Below are 15,580 nucleotides of genomic sequence, written 5' to 3'. Positions count from 1 at the left end.
CATAGCCATTTTCATTGCTTTTATAATACACAAAAACAATTATTAAATTGATTTTCGTAGTATGAACATGACGACTTGTTTTTCTATATCATAAAAGCAAGCCGTCTAAAAATATGGCAAATTGACACATGTACCAATCATGTTTAACCTCCTAAAAAAACAGGAGGATATATGAACAACAATGAACCAGCACTAATAAAAACCAAAACACTATTAAAAATACTTGGCATATCTAGATCGACGCTGTACAGATGGATTAAAGAAAACAAATTCCCACCACCTCTCAATAAAGGATTTTATTCTACCACTGCGGTAAATAGCTGGATATCAAGTGAAAAGCACTCATCTTAGATGATGAATTATATAATTTTATGGTTCGGTTATATTCTGAGTTCCTGCAAGGATTTTACAGCTTCCATTAATTTTTTATCCCATAACTCATATGCCTCACGTTGCTCATTAGTCCAATCATGAAGATTGTAAATAGCCATCACACCCGCCATTCGGTGGCCAAGCATTTTCTCGGTTACCTGTGGCATGACGCGTTCTTCCGATAAACGCGTACTCAGCGTCCGACGCATGTCATGCATACGCCAATACGGCAGATCCAGTTTATCTCTCACCCGCTCTGCTAGCTGGATGAGAGATGCACTACTTAATGGCATCTTTGGATTCACCGGTGAGCGACATACAGGGCCGCCCTTGAGCCGAGATTTCGCCGCCGCTTCTTGAAGCAAGAGCATCACCCGGGTAGGAATAGGTCGACGTATTGGCGCCCCACTTTTGGCACGAGAAGCGGGAACCGTCCAAATTTGCTCCTCCATATTGAACTCACTCCACTGCGCACCCAATGCCTCACCACTGCGACAGCCAAGCAGGATCACCAGTTTGGCGGCCAATTTTAATCCGCGGCTGGCCCTACTCTGTTCAAATGCAATCCAAATCTGAGCGAGTTCACGCATGGTCAGTACGCGAGTGCCTCTCTCAGGTTGAGAGCCCACGTCTTCGGTGCGTAATTGCAACACAGGGGAGCCGCCAATGAGATTACGTCGAATACAAAAGCTAAGAATGGACTTTAATCTGCGCAATAAATGACCCGCATTTTTGGGCTTTTTCTTGCCAATTTTATCAAACCACTCCAGCCAGCTGGAAAACGGGATCTGTTCCACCGGAATACCAATAAACAGAGGTTCGAAATAGCGCTGCATGGTATGCTCATAGAGCATGACCGTACGGGGCCGCAGCTTCGGCAGATGGTGCTCACGAAAATGCTCGCAGCACTGTTTAAGTGTGACATTATGCTTCTGGTGGAGCTTATCCCAGAAAACTCTGGGGTGTTCGTTACGCTCCAGTGCACCACGGATAGCAGGGATCAATGCCCTGGCATCAGCGAGTTTAAGGTCGGGATAGCGTCCAATTTTGAGTCTCGCCGCCTTTCCTTGCCAGCGATAGCGATATTGCCATGAAATGGTGCCACGCTCGGTGACCCGAGCTGACAATCCATCACGATCTGACAATTCCGTCTTGCCAAAGTAGGGCTTACCATAGAGGGCCCGTAGCTTCGCATCAGTAAGTGGCATATGACTCTCCTGTGATTGGTCATCTGATTTTTCACTGACACATTAACGCGTCCTGACCTGTACGCAGATACGTACCAAACTGGTCTGAAACGGACTGAATCAAGATCGGACAAAGTGAGACAATCTGAGATGACGCACCGTATAACGACTTGTTTTTCAAGCATATAAACACAATTCAGAACCACGAAATGAGCCAGCAGACAAATCCTACTTTCTATTTCCACGATTACGAGACCTTCGGGATCAGTCCGGCGAAGGACAGGCCGTCGCAGTTTGCCGGTATTCGCACCGATGCAGATTTCAACATCATCGGCGAACCACTGGTCATCTATTGCAAGCCGCCGGCGGATTATCTGCCGGATCCGGAGGCGTGCCTCATCACTGGCATCACGCCGCAAAAGGCGATGAAAGACGGACTGTGCGAGGCGGATTTCATTCGCCAGATCCACGAGCAGTTCGCTACACCGAATACCTGCGTGCTGGGCTACAACAGCATCCGTTTCGATGATGAAGTGACCCGTTACACCCTCTATCGCAACTTCTATGACCCTTACGCCTACGCCTGGCAAAACGGCAACTCCCGCTGGGATATCCTCGACATGCTGCGGGCCTGCTATGCCCTGCGCCCGGAGGGGATCGAATGGGCCTTTGATGAAGAGGGCAAACCAAGTTTTCGTCTCGAAAAGCTCACGGTAGCCAACGGTGTATCCCACGCCAATGCCCACGATGCGCTCTCGGACGTGCTGGCCACCATAGAGATGACCAAGCTGGTGAAAAAAGCCCAGCCCAAGCTGTTTGAGTACCTGTTTGCCCTGCGCAACAAGAACAAGGTCAAGGCGCTCATCGATGTGGTGACCATGAAGCCGCTGGTCCACGTCTCCGGCATGTTCTCCCCCTGGCAGGGGTGCGTGAGCTGGGTATCGCCACTCGCCTGGCACCCCACCAACCAGAATGCGGTGATCATGGTGGATTTGACCCGCGACCCGACCCCGCTCATCGAGCTTTCCAGCGAGGAGATCCGCGAGCGGCTCTATACCCGCAAGGACGAGCTGGGAGATCTGGCCGCCATTCCGGTGAAACTGGTGCACATCAACAAGTGCCCTGTGCTGGCGCCAGCCGCCACCCTGACACCGGAACGTGCCGATGAGCTCACCATCGATCGGGAGCAGTGCCGCAAGAGCCTGAACCTGTTGCGCGCTCACCCCGAGGTGCGGGAAAAACTGGTGGAGGTGTTCAATCAGGAGTTCGCGGGCAGCAATGACCCGGACCCCGATACCCAGCTCTACGCCGGTTTCTTCGGCCACGGCGACAAATCCACCATGGATCTGGTACGCACCACCCCGGCCGACCTGCTGGGTGAGCGTGAGTTTGCCTTCACAGATGCGCGGCTGCCAGAGATGCTGTTTCGCTACCGCGCTCGCAACTGGCCCCACACCCTGAGCGAGGCGGAGCAAAAACGCTGGCGTCTGCACTGCAGCGACTATTTCAGCCGCCGCCTGCCGGACTATGCCCCTCGTCTCGAGGCACTGGCAGAACAGAATCAGGGGAACGAACGGAACTTTGCGATTCTCAAGAGTCTCTATCGCTACCTCGAAGATCTATGAGATGTGATCGGTTTCACAGTTAAATGACTGTATGCTCCCCTCACCCCATTCATAATGGGCAGGGGAGTAAAGACTCCCGAAATTTCAACTATTTGTGCACTAACATTGCATTGACTGTGTTTGGCTATCGACCCTTGGAGATGCTTCATCTGATGCGCTCAGGATTGCCCGGTTTCGGTTTGTTCGTCTGCTCCCTGCTGCCATCGGTCAGCATGGCGGCAGTACGTTTTGATGTCCCCGAGTACCTGTTGCGGTTGCCGCAGCAAACCTATCAACTGATCGAAAGCAACTTCAACCACCTCTACCAGCAGACCGACTTCACCCCCCAGATCACCAACAGCTATTTCAACCGCTCCGATCTCTACAACTTTGTGGGGGTACCGCTGGCCATTACCCCCCAGGCCGGTTTCCAGCTGGAGGTTTTTGGTCAGCTCTATAACCAAAGTTCACAAAGCTATGTGCACATGAGCAAGGATCTGTCGCTCTATCGCATGATCCGGGCCGATGTGATTGGCAACCCCAATGATGAGGTTGCCATCGGCCTGGGGCTCGGTATCCCGCTCAGCGCCCGGCTCACTTTCAAGGCGCTGCTCTCCAGCAACGAGATCCCCGGCTATGGCGCCGCCAACTACGCCATCGGCTTCGAGTGGCGTTACTGACCTCACGCGGTCAGCATATTGACAGGATTTACCAACAATTCAGGCTCCCGATGGGAGCCTGAAGGTTTATGGCAGAAAAGGATCAGAGGTAGCGGATCACCCGCCCCTCGCCCCCTTGCAGAGTAAGCAAGGTACCGATGGCGCCCTCGTCCCAGAAATCCTGCCCACCTTCCGGCAACAGGCACTCCTGGGGTTGCGCTTCCCAGTTGAACAGGCAAAGCAGGCTACCCCCTTCAGGCAACACCACTGCGCCGCAGACAAACTCCATCGACTCGAAACGGGCAGACGGGGCTCGGACTGCACACAAGGCCAGCAGCTTTTGCAGTTGCCCCCCTTGCTCACCATCAAGCGCTTGCAGTCTGTCTCCTGCCAGCATCATGCCGCCGCTTGCAACCAGCGCCGCCAGATGGAAGCTGTAATCCACAGGGCTGGCCTGCTGACTCGGCAGATCCCGCAGGCAGATGCAGTCAGGATCGAGCGCCCATAGTCTGTCGTTCTGCCAGGCACGGCAGAAGACCTCGCGGGCGATCTGGCGAAAACGGTGGCCATTGCGCTCCACGTCGTCGCTCACCCGCATGCCGTGTACCAGTCCCAGGCTCGGCCAGATTGGCGCGTTGCAGCCAAGCAGGAAAGCCCCCTCACCCGCCCCGCGCAAGATAGCCGCCATCCCACGACGATAGGCTTCCACCCGGGTGGCGGAGGTGTCGTGGAAGCGGCCGCCGTGGATGGCGCCCCAGAAGTTGGCATCCAGCTTGAAGTAGTGAATGCCCCACTGCTCGCGCAGGGTGCGGAACACGCCCTCGAGGTGAGCCTGCACCTCGGGGTGGGTGCCATCGAGTACGTACCAGGGGGTGCAGCGCCAGCCACCATAGGTGACTCGCTCGGAGGGCAGCGGCAGGCCATCTTCCCCCTTCACGAACCAGTCGGGATGATCCTGAAACACCTGTGAACCTGGCTCGGCAATAAAGGGGGCAACCCAGAGTGCGGGCTCGCATCCGGCGGCGTGGATCTCGGCCGCCAGCGCAGCCACCCCTTGCTCGAACTTGGGCGAAGGAGTAAGCCAGTCCCCCATTTTGGCCTGATAGCCATCATCGATCTGCACGTAGCGCAGGGCCGGGAAACGCTCGGCACGCACCGCCAGATTCTCGCGAATGTCATCGGCGCTGACGTCCGCATAATAGTGATACCAGGAGCACCAGCCATTGGGGCGCTCGCCCACCTGACCGATCAGCGAGCCGTGTTCGGCGGCGATCCGCTCCGCCAGTTCGGCCAACAGCGCCTCCCTGTCAGCCCCTTCCAGGCAGATCAGCGCCTCGCTTTGCCAGTGCTGACCGGCAGACAACAGGCGATCTTCGCAGTTCATCAGGATCTGCAAGCGGCCATCCGGATAGAGGCGAAACTCGCCCCCAAAGCGGTGACAACTGGCAAAGGCGAGCAGCAGCCAGCCATTGTCATGCTCCACCAGCAACAGGTTATGAACTGTGTGATAGCCATCATCGTCCGTGATGCGATAGACGCTTGAATCGGGGCAACGGCCAACCGGTTGCGGGGATTGCCAGCTGCCCATGGTCTGGGCCAGCATCTGGAACCCTTCGCCATAGAGAGGGGTGTCGAGCGGGAGGCCGAGCTTGCCATCAAACAGTACCCAGCGAGCGACCCGGGCATCGTCACTGCCCGTGTTGTCGAGCCGGATACGGCACAAGGACCCGTCCCACTGACGGGTCTGCAACAACTGAGGGGGCAGATCACTATCGGCCGCCAGTTGGCGCACGCGGGACAAGAGGGATGTCATGGCTACTCCTTGTAATTGGGAAATATGTGTTCAGCACGCCATGGTCTTGAAAATCCATGGTTCAGAAAGATCTGCTATCAAAGAATCTTCAATGAAATCAGCCATCATCGAACTGATTTCAGCTGTTATTGTTTTAATGCCGCGCCCCTGCCTCTCTGGTAAACTGCCCATTCATTCACAGTTTCCAAGTTGAGGCTCAGGTGATTGCGCAACGTGCCTTGCTCTACCTTCGCGACTTCATGGTCATAGTCGCCTGCCTGCTGGTGGGTAAAACCCTGGCCGCCATACTGCCTTTTGCCTTCCCCGGCAGCATCATCGGCATGCTGCTGCTGTTCGTGCTGCTCTCCTTGCAGCTGGTGAAGCTGCACTGGGTCGAGCTCGGTGCCGGCCTGCTGCTGCGGCATATGGGCGTCCTGTTCGTGCCGGTGGCCGTTGGCCTGGTCGCCTGGCTTGAGCCCCTGCGCCAGTCCTTCGGTCTCATCATGCTCTGCATAGTGCTCGGGATAGTCTTGATCCTGGGCACTGTCGGGCGCCTGTACCAGAGGATGAACAAATGATCTTCTGGCTTGCCATTCCCCTGACCCTGGCACTCTATTTTGCCACCCGGGCCCTCTATCGCCGCCTGCCCTGGCCCATCATCAATCCCGTGCTGGTGCCCACCGCCGTCATCATAGGCCTGCTGCTCTGGCTGGATCTGCCCCTTGAGCAGTACGAGAGTGGCACCCTCCCCATCACGGCCCTGCTGGAACCCGCCGTGGTGGCACTGGCACTGCCGCTGTATCAGCAGGCCCGCCAGATCCAGGCCAGGCTCAAGCCCATCCTGGTCTGTACTCTTGCCTCCGTCTTGATCTCAGTCTGCACTACTCTGGTTGTCGGTCATTTTATGGGCGCCGACCCGGCGTTGCTGGCATCGCTCGCCACCAAGTCCATCACAACCCCGCTTGCCATGAGCGTCAGCCAGTCCATCGGCGGTATACCTGCCATAGCGGCGGCCGTGGTGGTGGTGGTCGGGATTGTAGGCGCCCTCATCGGATACCCGCTGCTCACGCTGATGCGGGTCACAGATCCCGAAGCCCAGGGACTCGCCATGGGGGCCTGTGCCCACGCCATCGGTACCGCCACCTCTGCCGAGAAGGGCATTACCCAGGGCGCCTTCTCGTCGCTGGCCATGGTGGTGTGCGGCATCCTCACCGCCGCCGTCGCCCCCCTGCTGTTTGCTCTTTATCACTGGTTGACCTGAGGGTCACCCATTTACTGGCGCTGCGGGCCTGTTGGCCCGCCACTGTGCGAGCTGACGCACAATTTGCGCAAGACAAACGTTTCCTTTATCCTCCTCCTCCTTTTGCCCGTCAGGGCGTGAGCGCGCTCACACATTTTGCCGAGCTTGCTCCCTACAATGGCCCCCCAATTGGCCTTTGAGGACACACTATGCATCCCCGTTTTGCCAAGCCACTCGATACCCTGTCCGCCCCGCTCAAAGCGGCGCTGCTGCCCATGCTGGACAACGATTTCCAGGCCAGTTTCACGCCACAGCAGGTGGCGACCCTGAAAGCCGCCACAGGGCTGGAAGATCGCGCCCTGCGTCTGGCGCTGCTGCCACTGGCCGCCGCCTGCTCGGTGGCGCCTATCTCCAAATTTTTTGTCGGCGCCATCGCCTGCGGCCTGAGCGGCACCTGGTATTTCGGCGCCAACATGGAATTTGCCGGACAAGGGTTGTTCCACTCGGTCCATGCGGAACAATCCGCCATCTCCAACGCCTGGTTGGGCGGTGAGACAGGGATCAGCGAGATCACGGTCAACTACACCCCCTGTGGCCATTGCCGCCAGTTCATGAACGAGCTGAGCACAGCCAAGACGCTGCAAGTCTCCCTGCCTGACGACTTGAGCGCGCTGCAATCCTTCCTGCCCCACTCCTTTGGCCCGGCCGATCTCGACATCACCGATGCCCTGATGAGCCCGCAAGCCCATGACGAGCTGGTGCTCGAGAGCGAGGATCCGATCTGGCGAGCAGCGCTGGCCGCTGCCCGTCAAAGCTACGCTCCCTACAGTCAGGGCTATGCCGCCGTGGCGCTGCTGTTTTCCGATGGCCGCCTCTTCTGTGGTCGCTACGCTGAAAACGCGGCGTTCAATCCCAGCCTGCCGCCGATGCAGATGGCCTGCGCCCACGCTGTGCTGTGCGGCGAAGATCTCGCCAGCATCCGTCGCGCCGTGCTGCTGGAGAGCAAAAACGGCCAGATCAGCCAGCGGGATTCCGCCCAGTCCACCCTCAAGGCGCTGGGCTCGGTCGAGCTGGAATACCAGGCCGTCTAAGGTAAATCGCGCCCAACAACAAGGGGAGCCATTGGCTCCCCTTGTTGTTGCTGTTGATCGCGGAGTCACGTCAGTCCGTCAGGATTCCCAGATGATGCTCTGGTAGGAGGACCACTGCTCGCCGATGTCCGCGTATTTTTGCTCCAGCAGGTGGCGCTTGATCTTCATGGTTGGGGTAAGTACACCATTTTCAATGTTCCAGGGCGTCTTCACCACCAGGATGCCGCGAATTCTGGCGTGAGATTCCAGTTGATCATTGACCCGGTTGCGCGCCGCCTCCAGCTGGGCATTGATGGTTTCCCGGTTACCCTTCATGGCGCTCTCGGCCAGCTGCACCAGCGCAATGGGCTGGGGCATGCCGTAACCAATCACGCACAGCTGCTCTATGATGGGCTCCTGTCCCAGCAAGCCTTCAATGGGCACAGGTGCCACATACTTGCCCTTGGCGGTTTTGAACACATCCTTCATGCGGCCTGTGATGGTGAGGTAGCCCTCTCTGTCCAACTTGCCCATGTCGCCAGTGTGGAGCCAGCCATCGGCATCGATGGCTTCGCTGCTGTGTTCGGGATCCTTGTAGTATCCCAGCATCATGCCGTCACAGCGACAGAGGATCTCCCCCTCATCGGAAATCTTGATGGTCACCCCGGGCCCCGCCTTGCCGACCGTGCCTATCTTGTCGGCGCGGAAGGGGTAGTTGAGGGTGGAAAAAGCGTGGTTCTCCGTCATGCCCCAGGCTTCGGTTATCTTGATGCCGATGCTGTTGTACCACTGCAGCAGGGCCGGTGACACTGGCGCCGAGCCGCAACCCAGCACCCGCGCCTGATCCAGCCCCAGCCCTTTTTGCAACTTGCCCTTGATGAGACCCGAGACAAACGGGATCTTGAGCAACAGTTCCAGCTTCTTCTGGGGCAGCTTTTCGTGGATCTTGATGCGGAACATGGCCCACAGCCGGGGCACAGAGATAAAGACGGTGGGACGGCAACGCTTGACGTCATCAATGAAGGTGTCGAGCGACTCGGGGAAAGCGATGGTGGCGCCGCTGAACAGGCTGCCGCCATAGATGTAAACCCGCTCTGTGATATGGGCGAGCGGCAGATAGGAGAAGCCGCGATCGATGGCGGTCAGCTCCACCGCTTCAACCAGCTTTTCACAGGACCAGGCATAACGCTCGACGCTCAACATGGCACCCTTGGGCTTGCCGGTACTGCCTGAGGTGTAGACCAGGCTCAGCAGCGCATCCGGCACCTGCACCGGGCTGTCGGGGATAGGTTCGTGTGCCTCCAGCAGATCGTCCCACTGATGGCTGGCGGGCATGGTCTCATAGGGCATTGCGATGCGCAGCAGGGAGGCTGGCACCCCCGCCTCCTGGCTCTTCCAGTCGTCCAGCTTGCCGACGAAGATCGCCTTGGCTTCGCTGTGACGCAGCACATATTCGATGGTATCGACGTTGGCGGTCGGATAGATGGGCACGCTCACGTACTGCCCCATCTGCATGGCCAGATCGGCGATAAACCACTGGGCGCAGTTCTTGGAGAGCAGGGCCACCTTGTCACCGGGCTCCAGCCCCAGATGGCGCAGCGCCGTCACCATGCGCCTCGCTTCGTCAGCCACTTCACCCCAGGTAAAGTCGACGTATTCGCGGTTGATGGTTTGACGAAGATAGACTCGGTCAGGACACTGCCGCTCCCAATGGTAGAGCATCTCGAGCGGCAGTTTATTGGCAATACGTGAAGAGGAAGCCATAGTTTAATCCCTGAAACAAAAGGCGAAACTTATTATTAACCTTTCACTAACTTCAGGGAAGCGTCAACTCAAACTTCTGTTTGAAATGTGTATTCGATCAAGCTTCTGCTTGTTGTTGCAGACGTTGCCACATGGCTTGTACCAGCTCTTCATCCTGTTCGGAGAGCTCCCCCTCCAGGATGGCCTCGTTCAGGCTACGCAGTACATAACTCTTTACATCCCGCACCAGTGTCTTGCCTTCCAGCTCGGCACGCGCCACCGCCAGCGAAATGTGACCGCGCAGATAGCCCCCCGCAAACAGCTCATCTTCAGTCGCCGTGGCCACCATGGCGTCTATCAGTCCCAACAACTTGTGCTCAAATTCATGAATCGTCATGTAACGCAGCCTCATTTTCAGAGTGGCTGGCAAAAAATTGCCGGCAAAATAATTCGGGGGAGTGGAACCGCGATCCGGTTGATCGCGGCTCTCTGGCGCAAGGGCCAGCCGCATCCTTGATGTCCTATTCCGGGTTGGCCACCGGGTAGATGACCTGATCCTTGTATCCCGTGGTTATGCGCAGATAACCACTTAACGACCGGTTCAGTGCCGGATCATCGGTATCCACCAGCAGCGGCCTGCCCGCGAGGGCAGCCAGCTTGGCTTTGGTGGCCAGGACCTGGATCTGGTCCCGCCCGACAGCCCGGATCACCTCTGGACTCAGTTGCTGATTTCCGCGCCCGAACAGATGTCCCTGACCGCCGATCAGGGTAATGATTAGGCGACAGTGACGACCGCGGATCCGGGTCAGGATCTCGGCGGCGGACAGATCCTGCCCGATAAGCCGGCCGTTTTCCACCAGATCCACACCGAGCAAGGTATTTTCCAGGCCTAGCTCTGCCATGCAGGCGGCGACCGTGCTGCCCGACCCCATCAGGTAGAGGGTATCTGGCTCCATCTGCTCCACCACACCCGCGGCGAGATCTGCCAGTACCAGCTCTTCGGACTCCCGCCCCCCCTGCTTGACCGCCTGCACGTAGCGCAGATCCCCCGGTACCAGCAGCTGGCCATAGTGGCGGGCTCGCACCTTGCCCAAGCGAAATGCCTCCTCGTCGATGTCCATCACATCGGCATCCACCAGACTCAGCAATTCGCCGGCGATCATGCGGGCTGCCACGCGACCACTGGCGGCGGGGGTCACGCCGTACACACCGGAGTGGATCTTGCAGCCCGCCGGAATACCGAGCACATGACAGGATTCCCCGACAGCGGCGCAAATGTCCCGCGCCGTACCATCGCCGCCGGCAAACAGCAAGAGATCGACGCCGGCCGCACGCATCAAGTCGGCGGCGGCGCGAGTGTCGGCTGCCGTGGTAGCACCAGAGACGGGCTGATAGACGATGCGACAAGGCAACTGAAGAGACGCCGCGAGATCGGCCCCCATCTCGCCCTCGACCGTCAACAGCTCAAATGGGGTAGCAAGGTCGCACAGGGGCAACAAGGCTTGTCGTGCCCGCTCCTGCGCCTTGGGCACGGCCCCCCGAGCCAGCGCTTCAGCCACCACGCCGTCACTGCCCTTGAGACCAACCGCGCCACCAATGCCGGCAACCGGGTTAATGATGAGCCCTAAACGAAACATAGATTTCTCCCTCTGATCGGTCGCCATTCTATCTTTTCAAGGCGCTGGGACAAGCCATGTCGGGCCAGCACTCATCCTCCTTTTCCATCATTTTGCCAAGAGCGGTCACCACGGCTGCGAACAACTCGAGCAGCAAGCGGGTCAGCCACAAAAAAGAGCGCCATCAGGCGCTCTTTTTTTATCCACACAACCGGCTTATTCGTTGCTGATGATGATGCCAACGCGGCGGTTCTCTGCCCGACCGGCAGCCGTCTTGTTGTCTGCCACCGGATCCCGTTCACCGCGGCCACGGATGTCCAGGTTGGCCGGCTGCATGCCGACCGACACCAGCACATCGGCCACCGATTTCGCCCGTTTCAAAGAGAGCTGATCGTTATAAGCCTCAGGTCCGTTGGAATCGGTGTGACCATCGATCCGCGCCTTGTTCAGGCCAACCCCCAGCAAGGTCATGCCCAGCTTTTCCACCAGGACACGGGTGTCAGGGTTGAGGGTTTCCGAATCGTTGGCAAACAGCACACGGTTGGAGAAGTCCAGAGTCCAACCCTCATCGGTCAGGCGAAAGCCCTGCTCCTTGAGTACGCCGATCTGCTCCGCCGTCAGACCGCGAGGGGCACTTTGACAGCCCGCCAACACGCTCAACAGCAGGCCGATCAGGCCGGTTTTCATCAGGACAGTGATCTTCATTGTTATTTTTCCTCAGCAGAAACATCAAATTCCAGCTGGTCATGAAGTGCAAGCTCCCGACGCAGCCGTTTGGATTGGTACATGGCATTGTCAGCCTGCTGCAACAGTTCACCGGCAGTGAGTCCCTCATCCGGATACACGGCGAGGCCTATGCTGATGGCAGCCACCAGCTGACGACCATCCCCCAGTACCACGGGGTCGGCCATCGCCAGCTGGATGCGGGACACCACATCCTGCGCTTCGCTTTCTTGCAACAGAGGCGTCAGCAAGATGGCGAATTCGTCGCCGCCCAGCCGACATACCAGATCCATCGGCCGAAGCTGATGTTGTACCCGTCTGGCCAAGGCGATCAGCACGTCATCCCCGGCGGCATGGCCCAGGGTGTCGTTGATCTGTTTGAAGCGATCACAGTCGAGGTAGAGCAGCGCAAACCGCTCCTCTTGCAAACGGCCCGTGGTCACGGCTTGATCCAGACGAGCCTCAAAAAGAGCACGATTGGGCAGACCGGTCAAGGCATCATGAGTGGCCTGATGCAGCAGGCTGGCGTTCTCCCGCCGTTGGTGGGCCTGCCAGGCCTCCAGTTCATCGAGCAGAGAGTTGAAATCCTGGCCGAGTTCGTGCAACTCGGCGATGTCAGCCTCGGGTACCCGCATGGCAAGGGTACGTTGACGACTGACGCTGTGGGCCACCTGAGCCAGCTTCTTGAGCGGCACAGTGATGGAGTTTTGCATCCAGCGCGCCACATAGATAGACCCCACTGCACTGAGGATGAGGCAGACCAGCATGGCCATCAGGGTTTGCAGCAGAAACAGCAGCAGGTACTGACCGTGGCCGACCAGATGGACGCGGGCTATCTCGACGCCGCCCCGCATCATGGGCTGCTCGATGGGACCGGGCAGGATGATCTGTGCAAGATACTGCTCAAGGCCAGACCAGGGGGTGGTCATGGCCCGGCTCCAACTTGCCAGCGGTCTGCCATTGGGCAACAGGATGCTGGCCAGTGCTACATCCTCGTGGGTGACAATGGCCTGCAGCGCCTCTTTGGCGACCTCTTCGTCATGGAATACCACGGCCGCTTCACTGGTGTAACTGATGGCACGCGCCACCAGCTCCAGGTTGTGGTCCGCATAGATACGCAGGGCCAGCAAAGCGATACCGGTCAACAGCACACCGGCCATACAAACAGCGGTCAGGGACGTCACCATGTGGGTGCGTCCCAAGCTCTGTCGCAAAGTGAGCCGCTGCGCCTGTGAGCGAAAAAACGCCTTCATGGTGTCTCCTCATCCGCTCTGGCCAGCTTCAGCACAGCGGGGTGGACCCGCACTCCACTCATGGCGAGGGCATCCAGATTGACCCGAAAGCGAATGCGCTCCGACCCTATCTGCAAGCAGAATACGGCGTCGGCGGTACACTCGGCGCTCTGCTCGCTGATACTGAGAATCGCATGGCCTCGCAGCCGCTGGAACAGTGGCAGGCGCCGCTCTGGCGCCAGTACTCCCAGATAGAGCACATCGCACTGCCGCCCCAGCATCTCATCCTCGACATCATAACGGCGCACACTGACCGGCCGGCCATTGGCCTGCTGCTTGATGGCAAACAGCGCTGTGGCATATTCCGTCGGCGCGGCGATGCATAAGCGCAACGCCTCTGGCTCGGTGGGCCAGCGAGTGTAGCTGAGTATGTCGAGCACTGTCTGGCGCACCTGCTCTGAGCGCTGCTCGGCAGAGGTCAAAGGAAGGTGCTCGCGGGCCAGCGCCAGCGAGCAGAACAGGAGCGTCAACCACGCCAGGGACCGGGTCAGAGAAAAAAAGTGCATCATGCCTGCGCTTATTGAACATGCGGTCTAGATGAAGGGCTGATGCCCGTTCAGGGAGATCCGGATGAATGTAGTATTGAACTTGTCAGCAGCATGACAAGGCAACATCGACAGAGCAAGGGGGTGCGCCAGTAATTGTCGCTATAAGAAGAGGGCCCACGCTGGCGTGAGCCCCGATATATCACTTGAATTCATTCGCTTACTTCTTGCTGATCCCGTATTCACGCAATTTGTTGGCGATGGCGGTGTGCGACACGCCAAGGCGCTTGGCCAGCTGACGAGTGGAAGGAAACGCTGGATAGAGCCGTTCAAGCAGCCGGCTCTCGAAGCGTTTCACCGCCTCGTCCAGGCCCCCTTCGAACCACTCGTCGATGAGCGGCATGGCATCGGCGGCCACCGGCAGATCCACGTGCTCCGGACCGATTTCGTCCCCTTCCAGCAAGGTCATGGCGCGGTAGAGGCAGTTGCGCAGCTGGCGCACGTTGCCGGGCCAGCGGTAGGCCGTCAGGTACTCGGCCATGTTGCGGGTAAAGCGCGGTCTTGGCCGTTGCAACTCGCTGGCGAAGCGGGAAACAAACTGCTGGGCCAGTGCCATTATGTCCGCCTTGCGCTCGCGCAGAGGGGGCAGCGCCAGACTCAACACGTTGAGGCGATAGTAGAGATCTTCCCGGAACTTGCCGTCGTGCACCAGATCCAGCAACTGCTTCTGGGTGGTACAGATGAAGCGCACATTGACCTTCACCTCCTGCTCGTCACCGACCCGGCGAAACACCCCGTCCTGCAGCACCCGCAGGAACTTGGTCTGCAGATGGGCAGACATGTCGCCGATCTCGTCCAGCATCAGGGTACCGCCGCTGGCCAGCTCCAGCACGCCGCGCTTGCCTTCGGTGTTGTTGCCAAACGCCCCGGGGGCGTAACCAAACAGTTCGCTCTCGGCCACGTTGTCCGGCATGGCGGCGCAGTTGAGGGCCATGAAGGGGTGGCTGGAGCGCAGGCTGGCACCGTGGCAGGCGCGGGCCAGCAGCTCCTTGCCGGTGCCAGTCTCGCCGACGATGAGCAGCGGCGCATCCTGCATCGCCAGCTTGCTCGCCTCTACCAGTACCTGCTTCATCTTCTGACTCTCGGCCTGCAGGTGCTCGAAGCCCCCCACTTCCACCGCGTGCAAGGCACTGAAGTGCATGCCGACCCGGCGGGCAGATTTGAGCACCACGACGGCGCCGGCCAGGGCCTGGCGGCCCTTCTCTTCGGCCACGAACAGCGGCATCAGATCCGCCAGATACTCTTCGCCGTTGAAGCTGAGCTTGCAGGTCTGCGGCTTGATTTCGCTCGCCTCCAGCCAGCGGCTGAAGGAGAACCCCTTGACCAGAGAACCAAGGGCCATGCCACGTATCTCTTCCACCGGCAGGGCCAGGGTCGTCAGAGCAGACTGGTTGGCCTGGGTCACCTTGCCCTTGGCGTCGAGAGAAAACACCAGATCCGGCAGCGCCTTGAGCAGGGCCTCAATCTCGTGGTGTTCACGCTCTGATGGCATGTAGGGGATGGTCTTGACGTCATAGACGCCGGGAATGCGGCGGATCTCCGGCATCAGATGCTGAAAATCGCGAAACTCCAGCTCGGGAAAGTTGAGATAGATGATGCCTGAGGTATCGATTTCGATGCCGCGCAGATCGATGTTGTGCTCCACCAGACGGTCGAGCAGTTCCCGGGTCAGGCCCAGGCGGTCTTCACAGCTGACTTCAAGACGCATTCGGGACACACTTCCTAGCTAACTCTATG

At 58.5% G+C, this 15,580-nt stretch carries 15 protein-coding genes; 6 read left to right on the top strand and 9 right to left on the bottom strand.

Annotated features, from left to right (window positions below; all coding sequences use genetic code 11):
* Positions 1-380: 380 nt before the first annotated feature.
* Positions 381-1,580, bottom strand: a complete 1,200-nt coding sequence (locus GWQ29_RS07015; RefSeq protein WP_275919074.1) for a site-specific integrase — start codon at positions 1,578-1,580, stop codon at positions 381-383.
* A 188-nt stretch (positions 1,581-1,768) separates the two neighbouring features.
* On the opposite strand from GWQ29_RS07015, the gene sbcB reads away from it, so the two are divergent.
* Positions 1,769-3,184: an exodeoxyribonuclease I gene (gene sbcB / locus GWQ29_RS07010; RefSeq protein WP_275919073.1), complete on the top strand. Its 1,416-nt coding sequence runs from the start codon at positions 1,769-1,771 to the stop codon at positions 3,182-3,184.
* A gap of 152 nt (positions 3,185-3,336) precedes the next feature.
* A complete protein-coding gene (locus GWQ29_RS07005; protein ID WP_275919072.1) occupies positions 3,337-3,843 on the top strand; it encodes a hypothetical protein in 507 nt (168 codons plus the stop codon).
* An 82-nt stretch (positions 3,844-3,925) separates the two neighbouring features.
* Here the strand turns inward: GWQ29_RS07005 and GWQ29_RS07000 are convergent, their stop codons facing one another.
* On the bottom strand, positions 3,926-5,635 hold the full coding sequence (locus tag GWQ29_RS07000; protein ID WP_275919071.1) for a glycoside hydrolase family 36 protein: 1,710 nt from the start codon (positions 5,633-5,635) through the stop codon (positions 3,926-3,928).
* Here GWQ29_RS07000 and GWQ29_RS06995 point away from each other — a divergent pair.
* The 4 genes from GWQ29_RS06995 (at position 5,634) to cdd (ending at position 7,945) form a co-directional block, all read left to right on the top strand.
* Positions 5,634-5,828: a hypothetical protein gene (locus GWQ29_RS06995; protein WP_125609331.1), complete on the top strand. Its 195-nt coding sequence runs from the start codon at positions 5,634-5,636 to the stop codon at positions 5,826-5,828. The genes GWQ29_RS07000 and GWQ29_RS06995 overlap by 2 nt on opposite strands.
* Positions 5,829-5,835: 7 nt before the next feature.
* Positions 5,836-6,192 carry a CidA/LrgA family protein gene (locus GWQ29_RS06990; protein WP_005310798.1) on the top strand — a complete coding sequence of 119 codons (357 nt, stop codon included), beginning with the start codon at positions 5,836-5,838 and terminating at the stop codon, positions 6,190-6,192.
* Positions 6,189-6,875: an LrgB family protein gene (locus GWQ29_RS06985; RefSeq protein WP_099993608.1), complete on the top strand. Its 687-nt coding sequence runs from the start codon at positions 6,189-6,191 to the stop codon at positions 6,873-6,875. Before GWQ29_RS06990 ends, GWQ29_RS06985 begins: the two co-directional genes overlap by 4 nt.
* Positions 6,876-7,063: 188 nt before the next feature.
* On the top strand, positions 7,064-7,945 hold the full coding sequence (gene cdd / locus GWQ29_RS06980; protein ID WP_275919070.1) for a cytidine deaminase: 882 nt from the start codon (positions 7,064-7,066) through the stop codon (positions 7,943-7,945).
* A gap of 78 nt (positions 7,946-8,023) precedes the next feature.
* On the opposite strand, the gene GWQ29_RS06975 is transcribed toward cdd, so the two are convergent.
* From GWQ29_RS06975 to tyrR, 7 genes are all read right to left on the bottom strand, one after another.
* The gene (locus GWQ29_RS06975) at positions 8,024-9,688 is read right to left on the bottom strand and encodes an AMP-binding protein (RefSeq protein ID WP_275919069.1); all 1,665 of its coding nucleotides are present in this window, start codon (positions 9,686-9,688) and stop codon (positions 8,024-8,026) included.
* Between the two features lie 97 nt (positions 9,689-9,785).
* Positions 9,786-10,064: a YfcL family protein gene (locus GWQ29_RS06970; protein WP_034523848.1), complete on the bottom strand. Its 279-nt coding sequence runs from the start codon at positions 10,062-10,064 to the stop codon at positions 9,786-9,788.
* A 124-nt stretch (positions 10,065-10,188) separates the two neighbouring features.
* Positions 10,189-11,304 (bottom strand): ATP-NAD kinase family protein, encoded by a 1,116-nt coding sequence (locus GWQ29_RS06965; protein WP_219597406.1) that lies wholly within the window; start codon positions 11,302-11,304, stop codon positions 10,189-10,191.
* Positions 11,305-11,499: 195 nt separating this feature from the next.
* Positions 11,500-11,988, bottom strand: coding sequence for an OmpA family protein (locus GWQ29_RS06960; RefSeq protein ID WP_021139593.1), 489 nt, complete (start codon positions 11,986-11,988; stop codon positions 11,500-11,502).
* A 2-nt stretch (positions 11,989-11,990) separates the two neighbouring features.
* On the bottom strand, positions 11,991-13,259 hold the full coding sequence (locus GWQ29_RS06955; protein ID WP_099993614.1) for a diguanylate cyclase: 1,269 nt from the start codon (positions 13,257-13,259) through the stop codon (positions 11,991-11,993).
* A complete protein-coding gene (locus tag GWQ29_RS06950; RefSeq protein ID WP_099993616.1) occupies positions 13,256-13,807 on the bottom strand; it encodes a YfiR family protein in 552 nt (183 codons plus the stop codon). Before GWQ29_RS06950 ends, GWQ29_RS06955 begins: the two co-directional genes overlap by 4 nt.
* 196 nt (positions 13,808-14,003) lie before the next feature.
* Complete coding sequence (gene tyrR, locus GWQ29_RS06945; RefSeq protein WP_021139596.1) at positions 14,004-15,551, bottom strand: transcriptional regulator TyrR; 1,548 nt, start codon at positions 15,549-15,551, stop codon at positions 14,004-14,006.
* Positions 15,552-15,580: the final 29 nt, after the last annotated feature.

It is taken from the genome of Aeromonas sp. 2HA2, from assembly GCF_029237345.1.
GTDB classification, from domain to species: Bacteria; Pseudomonadota; Gammaproteobacteria; order Enterobacterales; family Aeromonadaceae; genus Aeromonas; species Aeromonas salmonicida.
This window is presented reverse-complemented; position numbering and strand designations above follow the sequence as displayed.

Coding starts and splice junctions, on each gene's coding strand:
- GWQ29_RS07015 (WP_275919074.1), bottom strand. CDS start 1,580: ATGCCACTTACTGATGCGAAGCTACGGGCCCTCTATGGTAAGCCCTAC.
- sbcB (WP_275919073.1), top strand. CDS start 1,769: ATGAGCCAGCAGACAAATCCTACTTTCTATTTCCACGATTACGAGACC.
- GWQ29_RS07005 (WP_275919072.1), top strand. CDS start 3,337: ATGCGCTCAGGATTGCCCGGTTTCGGTTTGTTCGTCTGCTCCCTGCTG.
- GWQ29_RS06995 (WP_125609331.1), top strand. CDS start 5,634: ATGGCTACTCCTTGTAATTGGGAAATATGTGTTCAGCACGCCATGGTC.
- GWQ29_RS07000 (WP_275919071.1), bottom strand. CDS start 5,635: ATGACATCCCTCTTGTCCCGCGTGCGCCAACTGGCGGCCGATAGTGAT.
- GWQ29_RS06985 (WP_099993608.1), top strand. CDS start 6,189: ATGATCTTCTGGCTTGCCATTCCCCTGACCCTGGCACTCTATTTTGCC.
- cdd (WP_275919070.1), top strand. CDS start 7,064: ATGCATCCCCGTTTTGCCAAGCCACTCGATACCCTGTCCGCCCCGCTC.
- GWQ29_RS06975 (WP_275919069.1), bottom strand. CDS start 9,688: ATGGCTTCCTCTTCACGTATTGCCAATAAACTGCCGCTCGAGATGCTC.
- GWQ29_RS06970 (WP_034523848.1), bottom strand. CDS start 10,064: ATGACGATTCATGAATTTGAGCACAAGTTGTTGGGACTGATAGACGCC.
- GWQ29_RS06965 (WP_219597406.1), bottom strand. CDS start 11,304: ATGTTTCGTTTAGGGCTCATCATTAACCCGGTTGCCGGCATTGGTGGC.
- GWQ29_RS06960 (WP_021139593.1), bottom strand. CDS start 11,988: ATGAAGATCACTGTCCTGATGAAAACCGGCCTGATCGGCCTGCTGTTG.
- GWQ29_RS06955 (WP_099993614.1), bottom strand. CDS start 13,259: ATGAAGGCGTTTTTTCGCTCACAGGCGCAGCGGCTCACTTTGCGACAG.
- GWQ29_RS06950 (WP_099993616.1), bottom strand. CDS start 13,807: ATGATGCACTTTTTTTCTCTGACCCGGTCCCTGGCGTGGTTGACGCTC.
- tyrR (WP_021139596.1), bottom strand. CDS start 15,551: ATGCGTCTTGAAGTCAGCTGTGAAGACCGCCTGGGCCTGACCCGGGAA.